The 21,831-nt window shown below is 62.1% G+C and carries 15 protein-coding genes; 1 reads left to right on the top strand and 14 read right to left on the bottom strand.

Going from position 1 to position 21,831, the window contains the following annotated elements; genetic code table 11:
* Window positions 1-41 precede the first annotated feature (41 nt).
* The 3 genes from NKH95_RS01020 to xylF all read right to left on the bottom strand — a co-directional run bounded on the left by NKH95_RS01020 (window position 42) and on the right by xylF (window position 3,391).
* Window positions 42-842, bottom strand: a complete 801-nt coding sequence (locus tag NKH95_RS01020) for an ATP-binding cassette domain-containing protein (protein ID WP_013529276.1) — start codon at window positions 840-842, stop codon at window positions 42-44.
* 11 nt (window positions 843-853) lie between these two features.
* Entirely contained in the window at window positions 854-2,206 is a 1,353-nt protein-coding gene (locus NKH95_RS01015; RefSeq protein WP_224698718.1) for a sugar ABC transporter permease, read from the bottom strand.
* Between the two features lie 144 nt (window positions 2,207-2,350).
* Window positions 2,351-3,391, bottom strand: a complete 1,041-nt coding sequence (gene xylF, locus NKH95_RS01010) for a D-xylose ABC transporter substrate-binding protein (RefSeq protein WP_352890604.1) — start codon at window positions 3,389-3,391, stop codon at window positions 2,351-2,353.
* Window positions 3,392-3,659: 268 nt separating this feature from the next.
* Between xylF and NKH95_RS01005 the strand changes: the two genes are divergently transcribed.
* Window positions 3,660-4,904 carry an ROK family protein gene (locus NKH95_RS01005; protein WP_352890602.1) on the top strand — a complete coding sequence of 415 codons (1,245 nt, stop codon included), beginning with the start codon at window positions 3,660-3,662 and terminating at the stop codon, window positions 4,902-4,904.
* Between the two features lie 33 nt (window positions 4,905-4,937).
* Here the strand turns inward: NKH95_RS01005 and NKH95_RS01000 are convergent, their stop codons facing one another.
* The 11 genes from NKH95_RS01000 to NKH95_RS00950 form a co-directional block, all read right to left on the bottom strand.
* A complete protein-coding gene (locus tag NKH95_RS01000) occupies window positions 4,938-6,257 on the bottom strand; it encodes an HlyD family type I secretion periplasmic adaptor subunit (RefSeq protein WP_352890599.1) in 1,320 nt (439 codons plus the stop codon).
* Window positions 6,258-6,260: 3 nt separating this feature from the next.
* Window positions 6,261-8,018: a type I secretion system permease/ATPase gene (locus NKH95_RS00995; RefSeq protein ID WP_352890597.1), complete on the bottom strand. Its 1,758-nt coding sequence runs from the start codon at window positions 8,016-8,018 to the stop codon at window positions 6,261-6,263.
* A 44-nt stretch (window positions 8,019-8,062) separates the two neighbouring features.
* On the bottom strand, window positions 8,063-9,487 hold the full coding sequence (gene eglC, locus NKH95_RS00990; RefSeq protein ID WP_023810986.1) for an endo-1,3-1,4-beta-glycanase EglC: 1,425 nt from the start codon (window positions 9,485-9,487) through the stop codon (window positions 8,063-8,065).
* Between the two features lie 534 nt (window positions 9,488-10,021).
* The gene (gene phoB / locus NKH95_RS00985; protein ID WP_010911896.1) at window positions 10,022-10,711 is read right to left on the bottom strand and encodes a phosphate regulon transcriptional regulator PhoB; all 690 of its coding nucleotides are present in this window, start codon (window positions 10,709-10,711) and stop codon (window positions 10,022-10,024) included.
* 16 nt (window positions 10,712-10,727) lie between these two features.
* The gene (gene phoU / locus NKH95_RS00980; protein ID WP_023810985.1) at window positions 10,728-11,435 is read right to left on the bottom strand and encodes a phosphate signaling complex protein PhoU; all 708 of its coding nucleotides are present in this window, start codon (window positions 11,433-11,435) and stop codon (window positions 10,728-10,730) included.
* Between the two features lie 26 nt (window positions 11,436-11,461).
* The gene (gene pstB / locus NKH95_RS00975) at window positions 11,462-12,280 is read right to left on the bottom strand and encodes a phosphate ABC transporter ATP-binding protein PstB (RefSeq protein ID WP_013529271.1); all 819 of its coding nucleotides are present in this window, start codon (window positions 12,278-12,280) and stop codon (window positions 11,462-11,464) included.
* A gap of 17 nt (window positions 12,281-12,297) precedes the next feature.
* A complete protein-coding gene (gene pstA / locus NKH95_RS00970; protein WP_352890595.1) occupies window positions 12,298-13,614 on the bottom strand; it encodes a phosphate ABC transporter permease PstA in 1,317 nt (438 codons plus the stop codon).
* On the bottom strand, window positions 13,611-15,077 hold the full coding sequence (pstC, locus tag NKH95_RS00965) for a phosphate ABC transporter permease subunit PstC (RefSeq protein ID WP_023810983.1): 1,467 nt from the start codon (window positions 15,075-15,077) through the stop codon (window positions 13,611-13,613). Before pstC ends, pstA begins: the two co-directional genes overlap by 4 nt.
* Before the next feature lie 95 nt (window positions 15,078-15,172).
* Window positions 15,173-16,201 (bottom strand): PstS family phosphate ABC transporter substrate-binding protein, encoded by a 1,029-nt coding sequence (locus tag NKH95_RS00960; RefSeq protein WP_023810982.1) that lies wholly within the window; start codon window positions 16,199-16,201, stop codon window positions 15,173-15,175.
* 509 nt (window positions 16,202-16,710) lie between these two features.
* The gene (locus NKH95_RS00955; protein ID WP_352722438.1) at window positions 16,711-21,270 is read right to left on the bottom strand and encodes a PAS domain-containing protein; all 4,560 of its coding nucleotides are present in this window, start codon (window positions 21,268-21,270) and stop codon (window positions 16,711-16,713) included.
* Between the two features lie 334 nt (window positions 21,271-21,604).
* Window positions 21,605-21,799, bottom strand: coding sequence for a hypothetical protein (locus NKH95_RS00950; RefSeq protein WP_352890592.1), 195 nt, complete (start codon window positions 21,797-21,799; stop codon window positions 21,605-21,607).
* Window positions 21,800-21,831 lie beyond the last annotated feature (32 nt).

Here is a 21,831-nt window from a genome sequence, read left to right as displayed (position 1 = left end):
CTGGCATATCACGTGTCCGGCAACCGCGATCTGGCTCGATCTCAGGCCGCTATCTTCAGCGCGCCCGGTCCGGGAATGGCGCCCGGCGGGCATTTGCCCAGAATGATCATCCCCAGCACCTCGTCCTGGGTGACATCAGTGGTGCGGGCGGTGCCGACGACCTGGCCATTCTTCATGACGCAGACCCGGTCGGCAAGCTCGAACACATCGTGGATGTCGTGGCTGATCAGGAAGATGCCGATGCCGTCGGACTTGAGCTGCTTGACCAGTTCGCCGACCTGCGCCGTTTCCTGCGGACCAAGCGCCGCCGTCGGCTCGTCCATGATCAGGATGCGCGCATTGAACAGGATTGCACGCGCGATCGCCACCGATTGCCGCTGGCCGCCCGACAGCTTGATCACCGGCTCCTTGAAGCGCTGGAAGCGGGGATTGAGCCGACCCATCACCTTGCGCGCCTCGGCCTCCATGGCAACGTCGTCGAGCGTGCCCCAGGCGGTCATCAGCTCCCGGCCGAGGAACAGATTGGCGGCGGCGTCGACATTGTCGGCCAATGCCAGCGTCTGGTAGATCGTCTCGATGCCGTATTTCTTGGCGTCGCGTGGATTGGAGATCGATGCCTCCTCGCCGTTGACGAAGATCTGGCCCGAATCGCGTTTGTAGGCGCCGGACAGGATCTTGATCAATGTCGACTTGCCGGCGCCATTGTGGCCGAGCAACGCCACGACCTCGCCGGGGAAAAGATCGATCGAGGCGTCGTCGACGGCGCGGATGCCGCCAAACGCGATCGAGATGTTCCTCATGTCGATCAGCGCGGTGGCTGCAGGAGCAGTCTTGTCAGTCATGGCATGCCCTCCTAGACGCGCTTGCGATAGACGGTGTCGAGCCACACGGCGATGACCAGTACGGCCCCGACGACGATGCTCTGCAGCGGCGAGTCGACGCCGAGCAGCACCATGCCGGACTGCAGCGACTGCATCAGCAGGGCGCCGAGCATGGCGCCGATGATCGTTCCCGATCCGCCGGCAAGCGACGTGCCGCCGATCACGGCGGCTGCAATGACGAGCAGCTCGTCGAGCGTTCCAAGCACGTTGGTGGCCGAGTTCTGCCGGGCCGAGGAGATCGCCGCGGCGATCGTGGCCAGCACGCCCATGATCATGAACACCTTCATGGTGATCCAGCGCGTGTTGATGCCGGCGAGATTGGCCGCCTCGGGATTGCCGCCGATGGCGAAGACATAGCGGCCGAAACGGGTGCGGTTGGTGATGAAGGTCATGACCAGCCCGACGGCGACCGCCATCAGCACCGGTATGGCGATACCGTGGGCGATGAACAGGCCGCCTTCGGGAACGGTGATGTTGTTGGCGGCCGCATATCTGTTCACGATGCCGATCGGCCAGGGATAGGAATTGGCGAGCCAGACCGCGCCCATGATGGCGCCGCAGGTGACGACTCCGAGCAGCGTCTCGGCCCAGATCGGACGTAGCGGAAACCGGAAACGCTTGCGCTGTACCCGCCCGTTGAACAGCCCAAACACCACGGCGAGGCAGGCGACAATCCCGACGACCCAGCTCCAGGTCGCGCCGATCGATCCCGCCGGCCCGCCGCCCATCAGCTGAAAAGTGGCGTCAAGCGGCGCCACGGTCTGGCCTGACGTGACCCACCAGGCCGCACCGCGCCAGACCAGCAGGCCACCCAGCGTCACGATAAAGGCGGGCACTTCGAGATAGGCGATGACGAAGCCTTGAAAGGCGCCGATCAGCAGGCCGAGCGCCAGGCCGATGACCAGCGCCAGGACCCAGATCCACGGATTGCCGAGTTCGAGCCCGACAAAGCGCACCAGGAAATGCACCTGGGCAAATCCCATTACCATGCCGATCAGGCCCTCGGCGGAACCGACCGACAGGTCGATGTTGCGCATGACGATGACCAGCACCATGCCGCAGGCCATGATGGCAACTGCGGATGTCTGCACCGACAGGTTCCACAGATTGCGCGGCGTGAGAAAGGTGCGGCTGTCGAAATCGAGCGGGTTGACGCCCAGGCGCAGGCTGGAAATGACATGCAGCCCAATCCAGATGACCAGCAGCGCACCGATCATGCCGAGCATGCGGGTGTCGATCTCGGTCGCCTTCAGGAACCGGGCGACGGCCCCGAGTTCCGACGCGCGCGCCGTATCGGCCTGTGGGTTGGACGTCGTATCGGTCATAATTTCCTCCCACCGACTGGCCGTCTGACGCGCATGCCGGAGCCCAGCCTAGAAGCTATCCGCATGATGCGGAAACACAAAAGTTTTTGAGAAAACGCCGCGGCTTTTGGGCCGCGGCGTTCAGATATTTCGAAATGGTCCGGATCAGTTACATGCCGCGACGGTGCCGGCGGCAACGCCCGTGCAGACTTCTTCCTTCTTGATCCAGCCAGCGTCGATGACGAGGTTGAGATTGTCCTTGGTGATGGCAATCGGGGTCAGGAACAGCGACTTGACGGTGTTGCCGCCCGGCGTCGTGAAGTTCTTGGCGCCGGCAATGTCGCCGGTCTTCTTGCCGTCTGCGAGCTGCGAAGCGATCTCGGCGGCGGTCTTGCCGAGCTCACGCGCGTCCTTCCACACCGAAACGGTCTGCGTGCCGAGCGCGATACGGTTCAGCGCGGCGTGGTCGCCGTCCTGACCCGAGACCGGCACAGTGCCGGCAAGGCCCTGCGCCGTCAGCGCCGCGACGACGCCACCGGCGGTGCCGTCATTGGCCGCGACCACCGCGTCGACCTTGTTGTCGTTGGCGGTCAGGAACTGTTCCATGTTCTTCTGGGCGTTGGCGGGCAGCCAGCCATCCGTGTAGGCTTCGCCGACATTCTTGATCTTGCCGCTGTCGATGGCTTCCTTGAGCACTTCCATCGAGCCCGAGAACAGGAAGTCGGCATTGGGATCGGCACCGGAGCCCTTGATGAAGACGTAGTTGCCTTCCGGCTTGACCTTGAACACTTCGCGGGCCTGCATGCGGCCGACTTCCTTGTTGTCGAAGGTCAGATAGAAGACGTCCTTGTTTTCGATCAACCGGTCATAGCCGACGACCGGGATGCCTTCGTCCAGCGCTTTCTGCACCGCAGGGCCGATGGCCGAGGCGTCCTGCGCCAGGATGATCAGCGAATTGGCGCCCTGCGAAATCAGGCTTTCGACATCGGTGAGCTGCTTGCCGGGATTGGACTGTGCATCGGCGGAGATGTACTTGTCGCCGGCGGCCTCGATCGCCGTCTTCATGGCGGCCTCGTCGGTCTTCCAACGCTCTTCCTGGAAATTGGACCATGAAACGCCGACGACCTTGTCCTTCGCCTGCGCGACCGACGCGAGTGTCAGCGACATGGCGGCACCCGCCAGGATGGCGGCCGTGAATCTTTTCATATTATCCTCCCTGCGCCGCGTATGGCGCGACCAAACTGACCCGAGGGCCGGCACAGAGGCTCTATTTTTTCGAGCCTCGAAAAAATACTGGGCCAACGCCCGAACGCTGTCAACATCGATTCTGATGGATTTTGATGTCATTTCGAGTTTTTTTCGAGTCTCGGAATAAATAAATGACAGGGCGTGCAGCTTCTGCCAGTATTTATCCGCGTCACCGACAGCGTTCCAGGGCAGGAAGAACCGCGGCGACCGGGAGGATTGAAAAAGCATGTCGGTCGGAATCCGCCACGACGATCTGCGCCGCCGCAACCGCGCCATGGTGATCGCGGCGGTGCGCCGCGCCGGACATCCGTCGCGAACCGAGATTGCCGCGACCACAAGCCTCAGCCATTCGACCATCTCGGCGATTTCCTCCGACTTGATCGTCGAAGGCATCCTGACCGAAAGCAAGCCGAGCGAGGCCGGCTCGCTCAAACGCGGCCGGCCGCAGGTCGGCCTCAGTCTCAATCCGGAAGCGGCCGCGGTAATGACCGTAGTGCTGTCGCTGAACTTCCTCTCCGTCGCCGTCATCGACTATGCCGGCCAGGTAGTATCCGAGGAACAGCGCCGGCTGGACACGCTGACGATGTCGCGCGAGTCGCTGATCGGTGAATGCGCGGCAATCGTGCGCCGCCGCCTGGCAGATCCCGACCTGGACGTGCGCAGCATCGCCCGCATCGCACTGGCCATCCAGGGCATCACCGACACCCGTGCCCGCGCCATGCTGTGGTCGCCGATCACGCCGCACACCGACATCGCCTTCGCTGACATATTCGAAGACGAGTTCGGCATCCCCGCCATAATGGAGAATGACTGCAACATGATGGCGGTGGCGCTGCGCTGGCGCGACCCCGATCGTTACCGCGACGATTTCATCGCTATCCTTTTGTCGCACGGCATCGGCATGGGACTGGTGCTGAAGGGCGAATTGTTCACCGGCACCCATTCTTCGGGCGGCGAATTCGGCCACATAATCCATCGGCCGAACGGCGCGCTCTGCCGCTGCGGACGGCGCGGCTGCGTCGAAGCCTATGCGGGCAATTACGCCATCTGGCGCAACGCCAGGCAGATGGGCGAGGATGCAGAACCCGTCGCCGATGTCAGCGACGCCGACATGCGCGCGCTGGCGACCGCGGCCCGTGAAAGGGATGGACCCGAACGGGAAGCCTATCGCAAGGCCGGCGAAGCGCTCGGCTACGGTCTCGGCAGCCTGTTCGCGCTGATCGATCCGGCGCCCGTCGCCATGGTCGGCGTCAGCGCCGCCGCCTTCGACCTGATAGAGCCGGCACTGCGCGAGGCGATTGCCCAGACCGCCGGCGGCCAGCACTCAAAATCGATTTCCTTCGACACAGAGCCGAACGAACTGCCGCTGATCCGCGAAGGCTGCGCCATGCGGGCGCTGATCTTCGTCGATCAGGAGATTTTTGCGCCGGGCGTGCAGGCGAGAGGGAGCGCCGGAAAGAGCGTGGCGTGAGGACCAGGGTCAAAATTGCGCGGTCCGCAACATCTACCGCTCCGTGAAAGCGCGCGCGAAGGAATCGCGCATCGGACGTACGAGATACTCGAAGAAAGTCCGTTCGCCGGTGCTGATGAACGCTTCTACCGGCATTCCAGGGTAAAGCTGCTCCGCTTTTACGCCGGGCGGCAAGTCGGTGGCAATCTTCAGCTTGGCGCGGAAATAGGGTTCATGCGTAGCCTGATCGATGAGCCGATCTGCGGAAACCTGTGTCACCATGGCTGAAATCTCAGGGGTGAGCCGCATGTTCAACGCTGATAGTCGCAGTTTTGCCGGCTGGCCGACACGAACCTGGTCAATGTCTTTCGGCGGCAGCCGTGCATCGACGATCAAGCCCGATGCCGTAGGCAGAATCTCCATGATCTTCTCGCCGGGGGCAATCACGCTGCCCCTGGAATTGTAGGTGGACGATACCACGATGCCCGCCGCCGGCGCCTTGATCGTCGTCCGCCGCAGCACTGCCTCGGATGCCCGCATCTGTTCGTCAATGTCAGCCAGCGAAGAACGTACCTCGTCGAGCTTCGTCAGGGCTTCCTCCACGCGTTGCGTGGTCAGGCGCTCTATCTGCTCCTGCGCTTCGACGATCTGGGTGTTGGCCGATGCAAGATTTGCCTCCAGCGCCCCTGCCTGCCCGACGAGATCTGCCTCGCTACGCAAAAGCTGCGAATATTCGGTGCGATTGGTGAGGCCCTTGTCCAAAAGGCTGGTCTTGATGCCCAGTTCTTTCTTCACGACTTCGGCCTGTTGCTGAATGGCCTGTTTCTGGGCCTGCAACCCGACAACAGACTGGCGATGCATGGCAACCCGTTGCCTGAGGATCGATTGTTCGGATCGAAATCGGGCGAGCCTGGCGTTGAATTCCTTCCGCTGTTCCTGAACCAGGACCTCGAAATTGTGCTGGAACGGTGCTGGCGCAGCCTCTGTGATTGGCGCAAGCCGATCCAACCCGTCGCGTTCCGCCTCCAGCCGCGAGGCGCTGGCCTTCAACGCGATCGACTGTCTCGTCAGCCGGTTGAGTTCGGCTTGCGCGGCTGTTCGATCCAGCAGGATCAGTTCCTGGGCCTGTTGCACGCGATCACCCTCATGGACGAGCAACTCTTGGATGATGCCGCCCTCGGGATGCTGGATGAGGATGTTCCCGCCTGTCGCCGAGATTTTGCCTTGCGTGATGACCGCGCCGGACAACGGTGCACTGACCGCCCAATAGCCAAAGCAACCCACCAATATCGCCATTGCCGCGTATCCGGTGACTGCCACCCGGCGAATGTCGGTGCGTGCTGTGCCTTCCCGGACGAGGCTCTGTGCTGTCATCTTCTACGATCCAAAGCGGACACTATGAGGGGTGCCGCGGTTCGTCGTTGCAAAAGACCCTGTCACCGCCATGCTGCGCTGTGGGGCAAGGCCGATGCCGGCGATCGGCTGCCGCATCACGTCGGCGCTTGGACCGAAGGCTTCGATCACTCCGCTGCGTAGAAGCATCACGCGGTCGCAGGCTGCGGCGACCGAAGGGCGGTGCGTTATCACGATTGTCGTAACGCCCGCCGCTTTCGCGGCGGCAAGCACTTCTTCGAGCGCGGCTTCGCCGCTGCCGTCGAGATGGGTACTGGGCTCATCCAGAACGAGAACATGCGGATTGCCGTAAAAAGCGCGCGCCAGCCCGATCCTTTGGCGTTCGCCGCCCGACAGTATTCTGTCCGACGAACCTATTCTGGTCTGATAGCCGTCTCGCTGCTCCAGTATCAGCTCATGCGCCCGGGCATTCTTTGCTGCCTCGACGATCGAGGCGTCATTCGCATCGGGTTCAAAGCGGGCGACATTTTCCGCGATCGATCCGGGAAAGAGCTCCACCTCCTGAGCGAGATATCCGATATGCCGGCCAAGCTGCTTCTCGTCCCAGGTTCTGAGATCGGCGCCATCAATCCTGACGCAGCCGCTGGTTGCCTGAATCGCACCGACAAGCAATCTTGCCAGGGTGGACTTGCCGGCTCCGCTCGGACCTATTATCGCCACCGCTTCGCCTGCGCCGATGCGGAAGTTCAGTCTTTTGATGATGGGTTCGGTGCCTGGCGTGGCGTTCGGCGCGACAAAGATGAGGCCCTGCACGACAATTTCGCCGGACGGGTCCGGCAAGGTCAGTTTTTGCGCATGTGCCGGATGGGCGGAAAGCGCCTTGTCCAAACGCTTCCACGATCGTCTGGCGTCGACGATCTGCCGCCATGACCCGATCAGTTGGTCGAGCGGCTGCAGCGCACGGGACGACACCAGGGAAGACGCGAAGATCATGCCGGCCGTCATCTTCCCTTGCAGCACGAGCCATGCTCCGACACCCAGTATTGCCAGCTGAAGCATCATGCGTACGGCTCGCGACGTTCCACTGAAAATCGCGTTGGCCATCGACGAACGGTCATGCAGGACTAGCGCCTCCGCCACGTGCCTTCCCCACACTCGCGCGGCGTTTTGGATCATGCCCATGGCGCGCAGCGTCTCTGCATTCCGGGCAAAGGCCTGCTCCGACAGGCTGGCAACAGCCGAGCGTTCCGCCGACAAGGCATCATTCCTGCCGATGGCAAACTGATTTGCCACGACCATCGCAAGCAACAGCCCAGATCCCGCCAGCGTAAGCCAGAACAGCATAGGGTGGATGAGGTACAGCAGGGCGAGGAAGAACGGAGCAAACGGCAGGTCGAACAAGACCGCCGCGCCGCGTGACCTGATGAAGGCGCATACCGAGGCAAGGTCGCGCAGTGGAGACAGGGCCGCTCCCGCAGCGTACTTAGCCTCCAGCGAGACGGCGAATGTCCTCGCGCCCAGTCTGTTGTCGACAATGGCTGCAACGCGCTGCGTGTAAACGGAGCGGACCGCATCAAGGAGACCGAGAAAGGCGAGTGCGAGAACCGCGATAGCAGAGAGGTAAAGAAGCGTCTCGACGCTGGAGGAAGGCAGGACGCGGTCATAGACCTGCAAGAGATAAAGGGGGATCACCAATAGCAGGATGTTGATGAGGAACGAAAAAACGCCGACATCGGCGAGGGCGCGCCTCAAGACTGCCCGCAGATCAGACCGTGCAATCATTCCCGCGCTCCTAACGGCTCATGGCCCCAACATTAGGGCGTCGCTTAGACCGAATGGTCGCCGGCGATGTCCAAGGGGTGGTGCTGCAGGTCGTCCAGCGTATAGGCGCGGATGTAGTCGATCTTCATCTCCGCTGGCGTAGCCAGATGGTCAGGAGGCTGGCCGGCAATGCCGCCCACCGCGAGATTGGCCAGCATATACATGGGATCGTGCATGTCGGCCGGCGTCGCTGCTTGAGCGACCTTTACACCATCATAGGTCCAGACAAGCTCATCCTTCGTCCAGAGTAGGCCATAGGTGTGGAAACCGTCGGTATCCGCAACGTTCACCGTTGACGAAACCTTCGTGTGCGCTCCCGTCTCATTGGAATGCGCCGTCATGTAGAGCGTGTTCGGGTCCTGGCCACGCGTTTCGACAACGTCCAGCTCCGGCGGCCACGAGCCGTCCTCCGGAAGCAGCCAGAACGCCGGCCAGGCTCCGGCTGTTTCAGGGAGATCCGCCCGCATTTCGAAATAGCCGTAGGTTTGCGAGAAGGTGTCGTGGGTCGTCAGGATCCCCGAGGTGTATTCGTAGTTGTTGATCAGAGGCTTGATGTCCTCCGGCGCCTGCGCGGCGGTGATGGTGAGGACGCCGTTCTCAACGCTGAACGGATGGACCGAACTCGTCGGGCCATAATTGGCGTCGATATACCACTGCAACTCACCATTGCTGCTCAACGTGCTGCCGTTCGGCGCTCCCCACCAGAAATTGGAATTCCAGGTGCCGTCCTGCCCGTCCCGAAGGCTCAGCGTGTTGAAATCGTCGGAGAAGGACAGCGTCATTGCGGACTTGTCGATCGGAAGTTCGAACTGGGTGGGCTGCAACTTGTCGATGGTCGTATTCTTGAACACCAGGATCTCGTCGGATCCGAGGTTCAGCATCACGTTCGATTCCACCTGGACCATCTGTGAACGGACGGCATCGAACGAAGTGAAGTCGTAACCGTCAAGGCGGACCGCATCGGTCGCACCGAAATCGAAGATAAGATCACTTCCATTACCTTTGGAAATGGCGAAAGTATCGGCGCCATCACCGCCGATCAGGACATCATTTCCCTTGCCGCCATCCAGCGTCTGGTGACCCGACCCGCCCTTGATGATGTTGTCCAACGCATTTCCGAACGCAAATCGATTGGCGCCGGTAACGACGAGGTTCTCGAAATTGTCGGGGAGCTTGTAGCTCATCCATGTGTCGATCGTGTCGATCCCTGCCCCAGGATCCTCGACCACCTTATTGTTGGTGGAATAGAGATGATAGTAGTCGTCGCCGGCGCCACCGTAGATCGTGACATTGACGCCGGTATCTCCCCAGAAGGAGTCGTTGCCGGAGGTGCCATGCAGTTCCGGTCCAGACCCGGTGGCCGAGAACCAATGAGTGGAAGCGCCGGTGTAGGCAAGAGGGATGCCCTTGGCGTTTAAGACCGTGCTCATCAGAAATCCTTCCTCATGGTGTCCGACCTGGTCAAAGGTCCGGCGACCGCTTCCAAGCAACGCTGCAAAGAACGAGATCGTTCCACGGAATCGTCATTAGATCCGAGATCGCATTGAACAATCGACGGACAAGCGATGAATAAAGAGGAGAGGACTCGCAATAATTTGAAGTAAATTTATTAAAATTGTATATTTCTGCAGAATGCGCGTCATTCGACGAACGTATATCTAAATTAACTCAAATGCATTCTTGCGTGGCTTTCTGGTTGGAGTCTGCGGGAAAGATGGCGACCTATCAAGTAATTCGCCGTGCCTCTTGGCCAGCCGGGGCCCAATAGAGAGTTTGGGAGATCGAGGGACGCGAGAAGCTGCCTGTCGCTTTGGCCCAAATGCAGTCATTCGAAACCTGATGAGGATGACCGCTCCTGGCGTCACGTGCTCGCTCCCCATTGATGAGACGAGTGCAACATTCCACCGGCTGTTGGCGACCGCGTGCTAATCGAGTTTTCCCGATCTATCGGGACGAAACAGCACCTAGTCTTCCCTGATCGCGTAGCCCGCCCCGCGGATCGTGCGGATGACGTCCGGCATCCGGCCATTGTTGACCGCCTTGCGCAGCCGGCCGACATGCACGTCGACCGTGCGCTCGTCGATGTAGATCGTTTCGCCCCAGACATTGTCGAGCAGCTGGCTGCGCGAGAACACGCGGCCTGGATGGCGCATCATGAATTCGAGCAGGCGGAACTCGGTCGGCCCGAGCCGGATCTCGCTCTTCTTGCGATAGACCCGGTGCGACTCGCGATCGAGCACGATGTCGCCGACCTTTAGCACGCTGGACAGCACTTCCGGCTTGGCCCGGCGCAGCAGCGCCTTGACCCTGGCCATGAACTCCGGCGTCGAGAAGGGCTTGACCAGATAGTCGTCGGCGCCGGTCGACAGGCCGCGCACGCGGTCGCTTTCCTCGCCTCGCGCGGTCAGCATGATGATCGGCAGCCGCTCGGTCTCGGGACGCATTCGCAGGCGCCGGCAGAGTTCGATACCGGAAACCGCAGGCACCATCCAGTCGAGCACCAGAAGATCGGGAACGTTCTCCTGCAGCCGGATTTCGGCCTCGTCGCCGCGCGTCACCACCTCGACCTGGTAACCTTCGGATTCAAGATTGTAGCGGAGCAGCACGCCTAGCGGCTCCTCATCCTCCACCACCATGATGCGTGGTGCGATCATCGGCTGGTCACCCCTGTTATGCCGCTGGCGCGGACATTGCCGTCTCGTCCTGCTTCGGACGATTGGCTGGCAGCTGCGTGCCGGTCAAAACATAGTAGGCATTTTCGGCGATGTTGGTCACGTGGTCGCCGATCCGCTCGAGGTTCTTGGCGCAGAACAACAGGTGCGTGCACGCCGTGATGTTGCGGGGATCTTCCATCATGTAGGTCAGCAGCTCACGGAACACCGAGGTGTATTTGACGTCGATGCGTTCGTCATTGTTTCTGAGCGTGGCAAGCGCTGCCGGGTCGGCGGCGGCATACTCGTCGACGACCCCCTGCACCTGGATCAGCACCAGTTGCGCCATCGCGTCGATCGAATGCGAAAGGTCGTGCGGCGTGACACTCAGCCCGACAGTGCCGACGCGCTTGGCGATGTTCTTGGCAAGGTCGCCGATGCGCTCAAGGTCGCCGGCCATGCGGATCGAACCGACCACCGCACGCAGATCGTTGGCCATTGGCTGGCGCTTGGCGATCAGCGTGATGGCGCGATCGTCCAGCTCGCGCTGGCGTGCATCCATGATGGCATCATCGGAAACCACGCGCTGCGCCAGCGCATTGTCCGAATTGAGCAAAGCCCTGGTCGAGCCACTGACCATCGAGCAGGCGAGATCGCCCATGTCGCGGATCAGCTGGCTGATCTGCTCCAGATCCTCATCGAAAGATGCGACGGTATGTTCACCCATGATCTTCGTCCCTCGTATGCCTGAGCTCAGCCGAACCGGCCGGTGATGTAGTCCTGGGTGCGTTTGTCGTCGGGGGTGGTGAACATCTTGTCGGTGGCGCCCTCCTCGACCAGATAGCCTAGATGGAACATCGCGGTGCGCTGCGACACGCGTGCTGCCTGCTGCATCGAATGGGTGACGATGACGATGGTATAGTTCTGACGCAGTTCGTCGATCAGTTCCTCGACGCGAGCAGTGGCGATCGGGTCGAGCGCCGAACACGGTTCGTCCATCAGGATCACCTCGGGTGACACGGCGATGGCGCGTGCAATGCACAGACGCTGCTGCTGGCCACCGGAAAGACCCGTGCCAGGTTCTTGCAAACGGTCCTTGACCTCGTTCCAGATCGCCGCCTTCTTCAGGCTCGACTCTACGATCTGATCCATGTCGGCCTTGCGCTTGGCCAATCCGTGGATGCGCGGACCATAGGCAACGTTCTCGTAGATCGATTTGGGGAACGGATTGGGTTTCTGGAACACCATGCCGACGCGCGCCCTGAGTTCGACGACATCGATGTTCTTGTCGTAGATGTCTTCTTCGTCGAGCGTTATCTTGCCGGTTACCCGTGCTGAATCGATGGTGTCGTTCATGCGGTTGAGGCAGCGCAGGAAGGTGGACTTGCCGCAGCCGGAGGGGCCGATCAGCGCCGTCACCTGGTTCAGGCGGACGTCGAGATCGACGTCGAACAGCGCCTGCTTCTCGCCATAGAACACGCCGACCTTGTCGCCGCGCATTTTGATTACTTCGTTCGACTTCATCTTGTCGCCCACTGCGTTTTCAAGGGACTGTTCGGTCATGATGTTCATACCAAGATGCCTTTTTTCTACCAGCGCCGCTCGAACCGACGCCGAAGCACGATCGCGGTGATGTTCATGGCCATGAGGAAGACGAGCAGGATGATGATGGCGCCCGACATGCGCTCGACGAAGGCGCGTTCGGCCTCGTTCGCCCACATATAGATCTGCACCGGCAGCGCGGTGGCCGGATCGAAAGGCGTCGTCGGTGGATCGGCGACGAAGGCGACCATGCCGATCAGCAGCAGAGGCGCGGTTTCGCCGAGCGCACGCGCCAGACCGATGATGGTGCCGGTGAGGATGCCGGGCGCGGCAAGCGGCAGGATGTGCTGGAACACCATCTGCATCTTGGAGGCGCCAAGACCGAGAGCCGCCGAGCGGATCGACGGCGGCACCGCGGCAAGTGCGGCGCGCGTGGCGATGATGATCGTCGGCAGCGTCATCAGTGTCAGCACCAGGCCGCCGACGAAAGCGGCGGAGCGCGGCATGCCCAGGAAATTGATGAACACCGCGAGGCCGAGCAAGCCGAAGACGATTGACGGCACCGCGGCCAGATTGTTGATGTTGACCTCGATAAGGTCGGTGAAACGGTTCTTCTTGGCGAACTCCTCCAGATAGATGGAGGCGGCGACGCCGATCGGCAGCGCCAGGAGCAACACGATCACCATCATATAGAACGAGCCGATGATCGCCACGCCCATGCCCGAGGTTTCCGGGCGGCTGGAGGCGCCGTAGGTGAACAGGCCGCTGTTGAAGTGCTCGGCCATCGCGCCCTCGGCCTTGAGCTTGTTCATCCAGGTGATCTGCTGGTCCGAGACCTTGCGTCGCGCTTCCTTGATGCTGAGGTCGATCTGACCCTTGAAAGCCGAGTCGAGATTGGCGGCGGCGAGGATGTTGACGTCGCGCGTCGTGCCGATCACGGACGGATCGGCGGCAACGATGTCGCGCAACTGGACGCGGGCGCCTTCCGACAGGAAGCCCTTGAGCTGCTTGATCGCCGGCTTGTCGTCGGGATTGATGCCGAGCTTGGCCACCAGCGCGTTTTCGGCGAGCTTGGGATAATTCGCCTTGATCAGAACGCTCGGATCGGTTGCGCGCTTGCCGGAAGGATCGATCACCTTCTCGTCGAACGAGATCGGCAGTGATACCGTCGTCTGCCAGAAGGCGGTGTAGCCTTTCGAGACGATGGTGATCAGCATGATTGCCAGGAACGCCAGGCCTACGGAAATCGCCACGACGCCATAGATGCGGAATCGGCGCTCGGCAGCGTAACGGGCCTTCAGGCCGATGTCGCGGCGCGGATGGGCCGCCGCCCTGACCATCGTATCCATGGAAATGTCGGTCATTCGTACTGCTCCCGATATTTGCGCACGATGTAGAGCGCGACGATGTTCATCACCAACGTCAGCGCGAACAGCGTCAGGCCGAGCGCGAAGGCGACCAGCGTCTGCGGCGAATTGAACTCGAGGTCGCCGGTGAGCTGGTTGACGATCTTGACGGTGATGGTCGTCATCGCCTCGAACGGGTTGATGGTGAGGTTAGCGGCGACGCCCGCCGCCAGCACGACAATCATCGTTTCGCCGATGGCGCGCGAGGCAGTCAGCAGGATGGCGCCGACGATGCCGGGCAGTGCAGCCGGCAGGATCACCCGCTTGATCGTCTCGGAGCGGGTCGCGCCGAGGCCAAGCGACCCGTCGCGCATGGCGCGCGGCACCGCGGTTATGATGTCGTCCGAAAGAGAGGACACGACCGGGATCAGCATGACGCCCATGACCAGGCCGGCGGTGAAGATGCTCTGGCCCTGGATGAAGGGCGAACCGCCGGTCAGTGCCGCGGACAGATCGCGCAGGAATGGCCCAAGCGTGACGACGGCGAAGATGCCATAGACGATGGTCGGTATGCCGGCCAGCAGTTCAAGCGCCGGCTTGACCACCGAGCGCACCCTGGGCGTTGCATATTCGGCCATGTAGACAGCCGACATCAGCCCCACCGGCACCGCAACCAGCAGTGCGACGGCGGCGATGTAGAGCGTGCCCGCAAGAAGCGGGATCAGGCCGAACTGGCCCTGGCTGCCGCCCGAACCGGCAGCGGAAAAACGCGGATCCCAGACGGTGCCGAAGAAGAACCTCATCGGCGAGACGCTTTCGAAGAAGGTGATCGTCTGGAACAGCATCGAAAGCACGATGCCGATGGTGGTCAGGATAGCGATGGTGGAGGCGGCAAGCAGCCCCCACAGCATCAGCCTCTCGACATTGTTGCGTGCCCTGGCGCGCGGCTCGATCTGCCTGAGCGCATAGAAGGCGCCGGCGATCGAGGAAACGAGAATGACAATGGCGCCGAACAGGCCGAGCCGGTCCTGGACCTTGTTCGCCTCGACGGCGATCGGGATCATGTAATCCTGCGTGTCGCTCGCCAGTGCCACACCCTTGGCGGCGAGGAGCGGCTGCAGCTCGGCAAAGCTGGCAGGCATTGCGGCCAGTGTGCCTGCATCGAGTTTGCGCAGGCCCCTGGCGAGGCTCTTTACCAGGCTGACATCCAGTGCCTCACTGGCAACCTTGCTGTCGACGGTGCGCTCGGGCAAGGCAGCGTGAATGTGTCGGTCCAGATAGATGGAAGACCCGACGGTCCAGACGGCAAGCAGCAAAAGAGCAGGCAGAACGGCGAGCAGGAAGGCCCACCAGCCATGATAGTGGGCGCGCGAATGCGGCTTGACCTTGCCATTGTCCTGGGCCGCGGCACGTTGCCGGCCGATGAAAAAGGCAACCAGGCCGACGGCAACGACGATGGCCAGTACGAGCAAGGACGACATGGACCCACCCCAAGAGAAATTCTTACGCAGCCGCCATTGCGGCCTGCGATGAAACCGGGGCGCGGGATTGGCCCGCACCCCGGTGCGGCAGCTGATTACATCGACTTTCCGGCGGCGAAAGCGTCACGCTGGGCCTGACGCTCGGCATCCGGAGCAGCAACGAGGCCGTATTCGGCGAGCGGGCTTTCCGGGCCAACCATCTGGTCGTCAAGGAAGAACTCGACATATTCCTTGAGGCCGGGAACGACGCCCAGATGCGCCTTCTTGACGTAGAAGAACAGCGGGCGCGAGACGGGATACTTGCCGCTGGCGATCGTCTCGGTCGAAGGCACGATGCCTTCCACGGTGGCGACCTTCAGCTTGTCGGCATTGTTTTCATAGAAGGCGAGGCCAAACACGCCGACGCCGGTCTTGTTGGAGTCGATGCGGGCGAGCGTCTCGGTATAGTCGCCATCGATGTCGACGGCCTTGCCGTCCTTGCGGATGGCGATGCAGGTTTTGCCGATTTCCTTGTCGTCGGCAATGCCGGCAGCCTTGAGAGCAGCCTTGTCACAGCCGGCATCGAGGAGCTTGGTCTCGAACACTTCGCGCGTGCCGTGCTTTTCGCCCGGAATGTAGGCGGCGATGTCCCAGTCGGGCAGCTTCGGATTGACCTGGCTCCACTTGGTGTTCGGATTGTCGACCAGCTTGCCGTCGACGACCAGCTTGGCCGCGAGCGCCTTGTAGATGTCGGCGGGAACCAGCGCCCAATCCGGGCCCTTGATGTCGGTGGCGAAGACGATGCCGTCATAGCCGATCCGGACTTCCTGGACTTCTTTCACGCCGGCGTCGGCGCAGGACTTGAGTTCGTCCGCCTTGATCGGACGCGACGAGTTGGCGATGTCGATTGTGTCTTCGCCGACGCCCTTGCAGAATTCCTTGATGCCCGCGCCGCTGCCGCCGGATTCGACGACCGGGGTCTTGAAGTTGGTGAATGTTTCGCCGAACTGCTCGGCGACAATCTTGGCATAAGGTAACACGGTCGATGACCCGGCGACCTGGATCTGGTCGCGCGCAGCGGCGAAGCCGGACGTCGCGGCGAGCGCAAGCGCAGCGGCCGACGCCGTATAGAGGAATTTCTTCATGTGGCCTGCTCCTGTTCGGAAGATGGTCTCTCGGCGCTCGTCAGTCGGCACCCGCTGAGGCCAATAGCCTTCGATTATAACAGTCGCATGACAGTTTGATGTCACCCCGGTAACGCGTCATCGGGATGAGCAGAATGCCGCCTGGCCGGCACTCCCGACGCAGCCCGGCTTTGTCACCGGAATCAGGGACTTGCTCGATTCGGTCGAGGCTGGCCGGCGATTTGGAGATCAGCCGGCCTTTATGAAGAAAAGCCGGACGGGAGCGCGTTGCTCTCAGCCAGACGGTGTCGTGGCCGGGCCATCGCCGAAAACAGGTCCGTTGGGGTAGGTTGACGCTGTCTCATGCCGGCGGTCGCTGCTCCCGCCCGTAACTGGGAAGAGCGGAATTCGTATGTCGCCATTGTCTCGGCTGGATGCCGCCTTTCATATGGTGCGATCGCACCATAGTCTTGGCCGCTGACAGGGGCGCGAATCTTCGCCGTATTCCCGGCACTCGGGCAGAGCCGGCCTTATCCGGCGTTGCGCTGCGCCTGCCGGCTGGCGCCGACCCAGCGCTCGACCTTCTCGAGCAACGCCCGGGGACTGATCGGCTTGGGCAGATAGTCGTCCATGCCTGCCTCCAGGCAGCGCTCGCGGTCGCCCTTCAGCGCATGCGCGGTGACGCCGACGATCGGCACATGCGTGCCGGTTTCTTCCTCCAGCCGGCGAATGGCGGCGGTTGCTTCGAGACCGTTCATCTCCGGCATGGAGACATCCATCAGGATCATGCACGGGTTGAGCCGGCCAAAGGCGTCGAGCGCCTTGCGGCCATTGCCGACGATCTCGAAACCATAACCGGTCTCGCCGAGGATCTGGGTGAACACCATCTGGTTCACCTCATTGTCCTCGGCCACCAGGATATCCAGCCTGTCGCCGCCAGCCGCCACCGGTGGCCGGGGGCGAATCGAAGGCGGCTGCAGCAGCGCCCGCTGTTCGGACGGTGCCGAGGGCTGCGGCCGCGCAACATTGCCTGGAGTGGCGTCGGCCGCGAGCGGCTGCGTGTCGCCAGTATTGTGGCGATGCCGCTGGATGGTGGCGACCAGCGTTTCCAGCAGCACCGAAGAGCGCGCCGGCTTGATCAGCTGGGCATCGATGCCGAGATCGCGATAGCTGGTGTTGGCGAGCGACTGGTCGACCGAGGTCAGCATGATGATCGGCGTGCCGGCAAGACCGGCGGTGTTGCGCACGATCCGCGCCATTTCGGCGCCGCTCATTTCAGGCATCTGGTAGTCGAGCACGACGCAGTCGACCGGCACGCCATAGGCCGCGGCGGCGATCAGCACCTTGAGGCCTTCGGCGCCGCTTTCGGCCGCGCAGGAATCGAACGTCCACGATGTCATCTGTTCGGTCAGGATGGCCCGATTGACGGCATTGTCGTCGACGATCAGCACACGCGCACCGGTCACGTCGATCGGCATGATGCGCTGTCCGTTCTGCTGTCCGGCCCTCGGCAGCGTCACCGAGAACCAGAAAGTCGAGCCCTTGCCTTCCGCACTTTCGACCCCGATATCGCCGCCCATCAGCTCGACGAGCCGCGAGGTGATGGCGAGGCCGAGACCGGTCCCCTCGTGTCGCCTCGTCGAAGAGGTGTCGACCTGGCTGAATTTCTCGAACACCAGTTTCAGTTTTTCCTCGGGGATACCGATACCGGTATCGGTGACCGAGATCGTCAGCTTCGTTCCGGTTGGAACGCTCTCGCCGGTGACGTCGACCAGCACATGGCCTTCATCGGTGAATTTCACCGCGTTGCCGAGCAGGTTGGTGACGATCTGCCTGATACGGCCGACATCGCCGACGAACAGGCTCTCGAGCCGAGGCTCGACACGAACGATCAGCTCGAGATCCTTCTCCTTGGCCCGTGTGGACACCAGCGTCGCCACGTCCTCGATCGCCTCGGCCAGATTGAAGGGCGCCGGATCGAGCACCAGCTGACCGGCATCGATCTTGGAGAAGTCCAGGATGTCGTTGATGATGGTGAGCAGCGCATTGCCCGATTTCACGATGATGTCGGTAAACGTCTTCTGCTTCGGGTCGAGGTCCGATTTGGCCAGCAGTTCGGCCATGCCGAGCACGCCGTTCATCGGCGTGCGGATCTCGTGGCTCATATTGGCGAGGAATTCCGACTTGGCGCGGTCGGCGAGCACGGCGCGCTGACGCGCCTCGCGCAGTTCGGCCTCTCGCATCTTCAGCTCGGTTATGTCGGTGGTCGAGCCGATCAAATAGAGCGAGCCATCGGAGGCGATCATCGCGCCCTTGCGGGCGAATTGATGCCTGACGCTGCCGTCGGCCAACGTCACCGTCTCTTCGACCTCCTGGGTTTCGCCGGTGCGCAGCACGGCGAGGTCGCCATTGACGAAAGCCTCGCCATCCGGCCCGAAAATCTCGATGTCGGTCTTGCCGATAGCCTCTTCCTTGCGGAAGCCCGTGAGATCGCACCAGCCCTTGTTGACATAGAACTGCCGGAGATCGGAGCGCTTGGCGTAGATCGATACCGGCACGTTGTCGATCAGGCTGCGGAACACCTCGTTCTCGCGCATGCTTTCTTCCAGCGCACGCTCGCGCGCCTTGACGTCGGTGATGTCGGTGCTCGAACCGACCAGATGCACCGACCCGTCCAGCGTCACCAGGCGGCTCTTGCGCGTCATCAACTGCCGAACCGTACCGTCGCGATGGGTGACGGGTTCCTCGACCTCCTTGACGGCGCCCGTCACGACGACTTGCGTGTCGTCATGGCTGTAGCCATCGGCGTCCTGCGCACCGAACAACTGCCGGTCGGTGCGGCCGATGACATCCTCCTTGGCCAAGCCGGTGATCGCGCACCAGGCCTTGTTGACGAATTCGATGCTCAGGTCCTGCGCCTTGATGAAGGCGGCCACCGGCAACTCGTCCATCACGTGCCGGAACAGGTCGATCTGGCGCATCGAATCGCGCAATGCCGCCTCGCGGCTCTTGATCTCGGAGATGTCGACGCGAACACCGATGAAGGTGCCATCATCGGTCCGCATGTCGTAGACCTGGTACCAGCGGCCGTCGGGGTTATGACGCTCGTAGCAGGAATTGGGCAAGCGGTAGCGGGCGAGGATCGCATCCAGCCAGCGGTCATGGTCGCTGTCGTAGAGCTGGTCGACTTGTGGATCGCCGCTGTTGCGGAAATAGCCGTTCGCATGGCCCAGAACGAGTGCCTCGCGGAATGTGCAGCCGGGCTGCCATGCCGGCTTCAAGGCCGGCAGCGTATCCTGGATCTTGCGGTTGGCGAACACGAACCTGTCGTCGCTATCGTAGATGATCACGGCGGCCGGCAAGGATTCCAGAACGCTGGCGAGATGCTTGCGCGCATCCTGCGCCTCGGTCTCGCGGCGCTTCATGTCGGAAATGTCGAACAGGAAGCCGGCAACATAGTCGCGGCCGCTGGCCATGCCGACGCGGCTCTTCCTCACGATGCGCGATCGGCTGGCGCCATCGACCTCGAAATTCTCTTCCACTTCGTACGGCCGCCCGGTCGCAAGGACCTCACCTTCGCTCTGCTCGAAAAGCGCGACAGCGTTCGCCGGGAGGAAATCGCCGCCGGGCTTGCCGAGCATGGCTTGCGGCGTCTGGCCAAACAGAGCGGCGAACGCCTCGTTGACGAAGACGAAGCGCAGATGGTCGTCCTTGACGAAGATCGGATCCTTGACGGCGTTGATCACCGCCTCCGCCAGCCGCGCCTTCTCCAGCGCGTCGGCAAGTTCGGCCTCCCGGTCCTTCATGTCGGTGACGTCGACATAGGAGATCAGCCGCTTGCCGCCGGCCAGCGGCGCCATCGACGAGATCAGGGTGCGGCCGTCATTGCGCGGGAACTGCCGCGAGGCGGCGATCCCGGCCCTGATTTCCGCCTCGCGCTCTGCCACATGCCGCTGCCATGATGCATCGTCGGCACCAAACGGATCGATGTCGCGGCTGGCGTCCATCAGATCGCGGAAGCTGCAGCCGATCTCGGCGCGCCGGGCGTCGATCTGCCAGAAATCATAGAAAGCACGGTTGATGATCTCCGCGCGCATATTGGCGTCGAGGACGAGGACACCGATCGGCATCTGGTCGACCATGGTGCGGAGACTGGCGAAGGTCTCTGCGATCTTGGCATTGGCGCTTTTGATCTCCGCATCGCGCTGCTTGATCTCGGTAACCTCATAATAGGTCAGCAGCCGCCTGCCCCCGGACAACGCCGTCACCGAGAACATCATCGTCCTGCCGTTGGCATGGACAAATTCGCGCGGCGCGACGGATCCGGCGCGAATCTCGTCGAGGCGGGTGGCGAGGTAGCGCTGCCATTGCTGTTCGTCGATGTCGCCATAGATGCCGCTGCGGCGGTTGAGCTCCATCAACAGGCTGAACGGAGCGCCGACGCTAACAGCGCCGTCCGGAATCCTCGAGAGGTCGCGATAGGCCTTGTTGATGATCAGCGTGTCGAGCCTGGCATCGAGAAGCACGACGCCCATATGCATGGCGTCCATGGTCCGCTCGAGGTCGGCCAGATGCTGGTCGGGCTCGCCGTAGGCCGATGGTCCCGGCCCCGGATCTTTGAAGGCGCCCGCCAGTGCCGTGACGTTGCGGCCGATGCCGCGATAACCGGCAAATCTTCCTTCGTCGTCGAACTTCGGAAAGCCTGACGTCAAGACCCAGCGACAGTCGGCGTTGCCACCCTTGAGTTCGTAGACGAAGTCGCGAAAAGGCCGGTGCGCCTGCAGATCCTCCAGATGCGCGGCGCCACTGCGATCGCCGTTAAGGACCTGGTTGAGGAAGTCGAAGCGGAACCGGCCGAGCACGTTTGCCGGATCGGTGCCAGTGGCTGCCTGGTAGTTTTGCGAAAGCCAGGAGAAGCGCAGTTCGGCGTCGGTCTCCCAGATCCAGTCGGAACCGGCTTCAACGAGTTGGCGAAGCGCATCGTTCGAATCCATGCAAGAGGCGGACGATGATGCATCATCGCCATGCGCAGTGGATCTGCGAGGCTCGCGCTTGCCGCGCGCGCCGATTGTTTCGTTCGCTTCCGCCATGCCGTCCCCACCCCGAAAACCAAGGCCGAACCCTCCTCCGCGGTTCGTCGGCGGAATGTGCCCGAGAAGCATTAAGGATCCGCTAACCTTAACGGTTGGTTAGACAGGATTGGGCGGCAGGGTCTGCTTCATCCGCCCGGTTGTCGGCAGGGTCGAACCCGCTATATAAGCAACGGCAGGGGTATTGCTGATGCTTGGACGGATTGTGCCTTTTTTTCATGGGGCTGGCGCTGCTTTTCGGCGGCGGTTGCTCTCGCAGTTATGACGGCACGGTCGTCATCCCGAGACCGCTCGATGTCCGGCGCATCTGGGATCGGCCGCCACCGAATGTCGACTACGGCCAATCCGAGGTCGAAAACGGCGCTTTTCCGGTGGCGCCGCAGCCACCCCGGCGTTTTTCCGAGCGCAAGGTCAGCCATGCCGCACCGAGACGGCACCAGACGAGGTTGCCTGCGTCGGCGTCCCTATCGGCGCCGGCGAAGCCGCTGACCTGCAGGAACGTCAGCGAGCCCGGCAAGAGAGCTCGCATGGTCTGTGATTAGATTGGAGCGGGTCTCTAAA

Source organism: Mesorhizobium sp. M0848 (assembly GCF_040319805.1).
GTDB lineage: Bacteria > Pseudomonadota > Alphaproteobacteria > Rhizobiales > Rhizobiaceae > Mesorhizobium.
This window is presented reverse-complemented; position numbering and strand designations above follow the sequence as displayed.

Bases quoted from the DNA above. Each gene is read 5' to 3' on its own strand.
- pstA (WP_352890595.1), bottom strand. From the start codon at position 13,614: ATGACCGACATTTCCATGGATACGATGGTCAGGGCGGCGGCCCATCCG.
- phoU (WP_023810985.1), bottom strand. From the start codon at position 11,435: ATGGGTGAACATACCGTCGCATCTTTCGATGAGGATCTGGAGCAGATC.
- eglC (WP_023810986.1), bottom strand. From the start codon at position 9,487: ATGAGCACGGTCTTAAACGCCAAGGGCATCCCTCTTGCCTACACCGGC.
- NKH95_RS00950 (WP_352890592.1), bottom strand. From the start codon at position 21,799: ATGCGAGCTCTCTTGCCGGGCTCGCTGACGTTCCTGCAGGTCAGCGGC.
- NKH95_RS01015 (WP_224698718.1), bottom strand. From the start codon at position 2,206: ATGACCGATACGACGTCCAACCCACAGGCCGATACGGCGCGCGCGTCG.
- NKH95_RS00960 (WP_023810982.1), bottom strand. From the start codon at position 16,201: ATGAAGAAATTCCTCTATACGGCGTCGGCCGCTGCGCTTGCGCTCGCC.
- NKH95_RS01005 (WP_352890602.1), top strand. From the start codon at position 3,660: ATGTCGGTCGGAATCCGCCACGACGATCTGCGCCGCCGCAACCGCGCC.
- NKH95_RS01000 (WP_352890599.1), bottom strand. From the start codon at position 6,257: ATGACAGCACAGAGCCTCGTCCGGGAAGGCACAGCACGCACCGACATT.
- NKH95_RS00955 (WP_352722438.1), bottom strand. From the start codon at position 21,270: ATGGCGGAAGCGAACGAAACAATCGGCGCGCGCGGCAAGCGCGAGCCT.
- pstC (WP_023810983.1), bottom strand. From the start codon at position 15,077: ATGTCGTCCTTGCTCGTACTGGCCATCGTCGTTGCCGTCGGCCTGGTT.
- xylF (WP_352890604.1), bottom strand. From the start codon at position 3,391: ATGAAAAGATTCACGGCCGCCATCCTGGCGGGTGCCGCCATGTCGCTG.
- NKH95_RS01020 (WP_013529276.1), bottom strand. From the start codon at position 842: ATGACTGACAAGACTGCTCCTGCAGCCACCGCGCTGATCGACATGAGG.
- pstB (WP_013529271.1), bottom strand. From the start codon at position 12,280: ATGAACATCATGACCGAACAGTCCCTTGAAAACGCAGTGGGCGACAAG.
- phoB (WP_010911896.1), bottom strand. From the start codon at position 10,711: ATGATCGCACCACGCATCATGGTGGTGGAGGATGAGGAGCCGCTAGGC.
- NKH95_RS00995 (WP_352890597.1), bottom strand. From the start codon at position 8,018: ATGATTGCACGGTCTGATCTGCGGGCAGTCTTGAGGCGCGCCCTCGCC.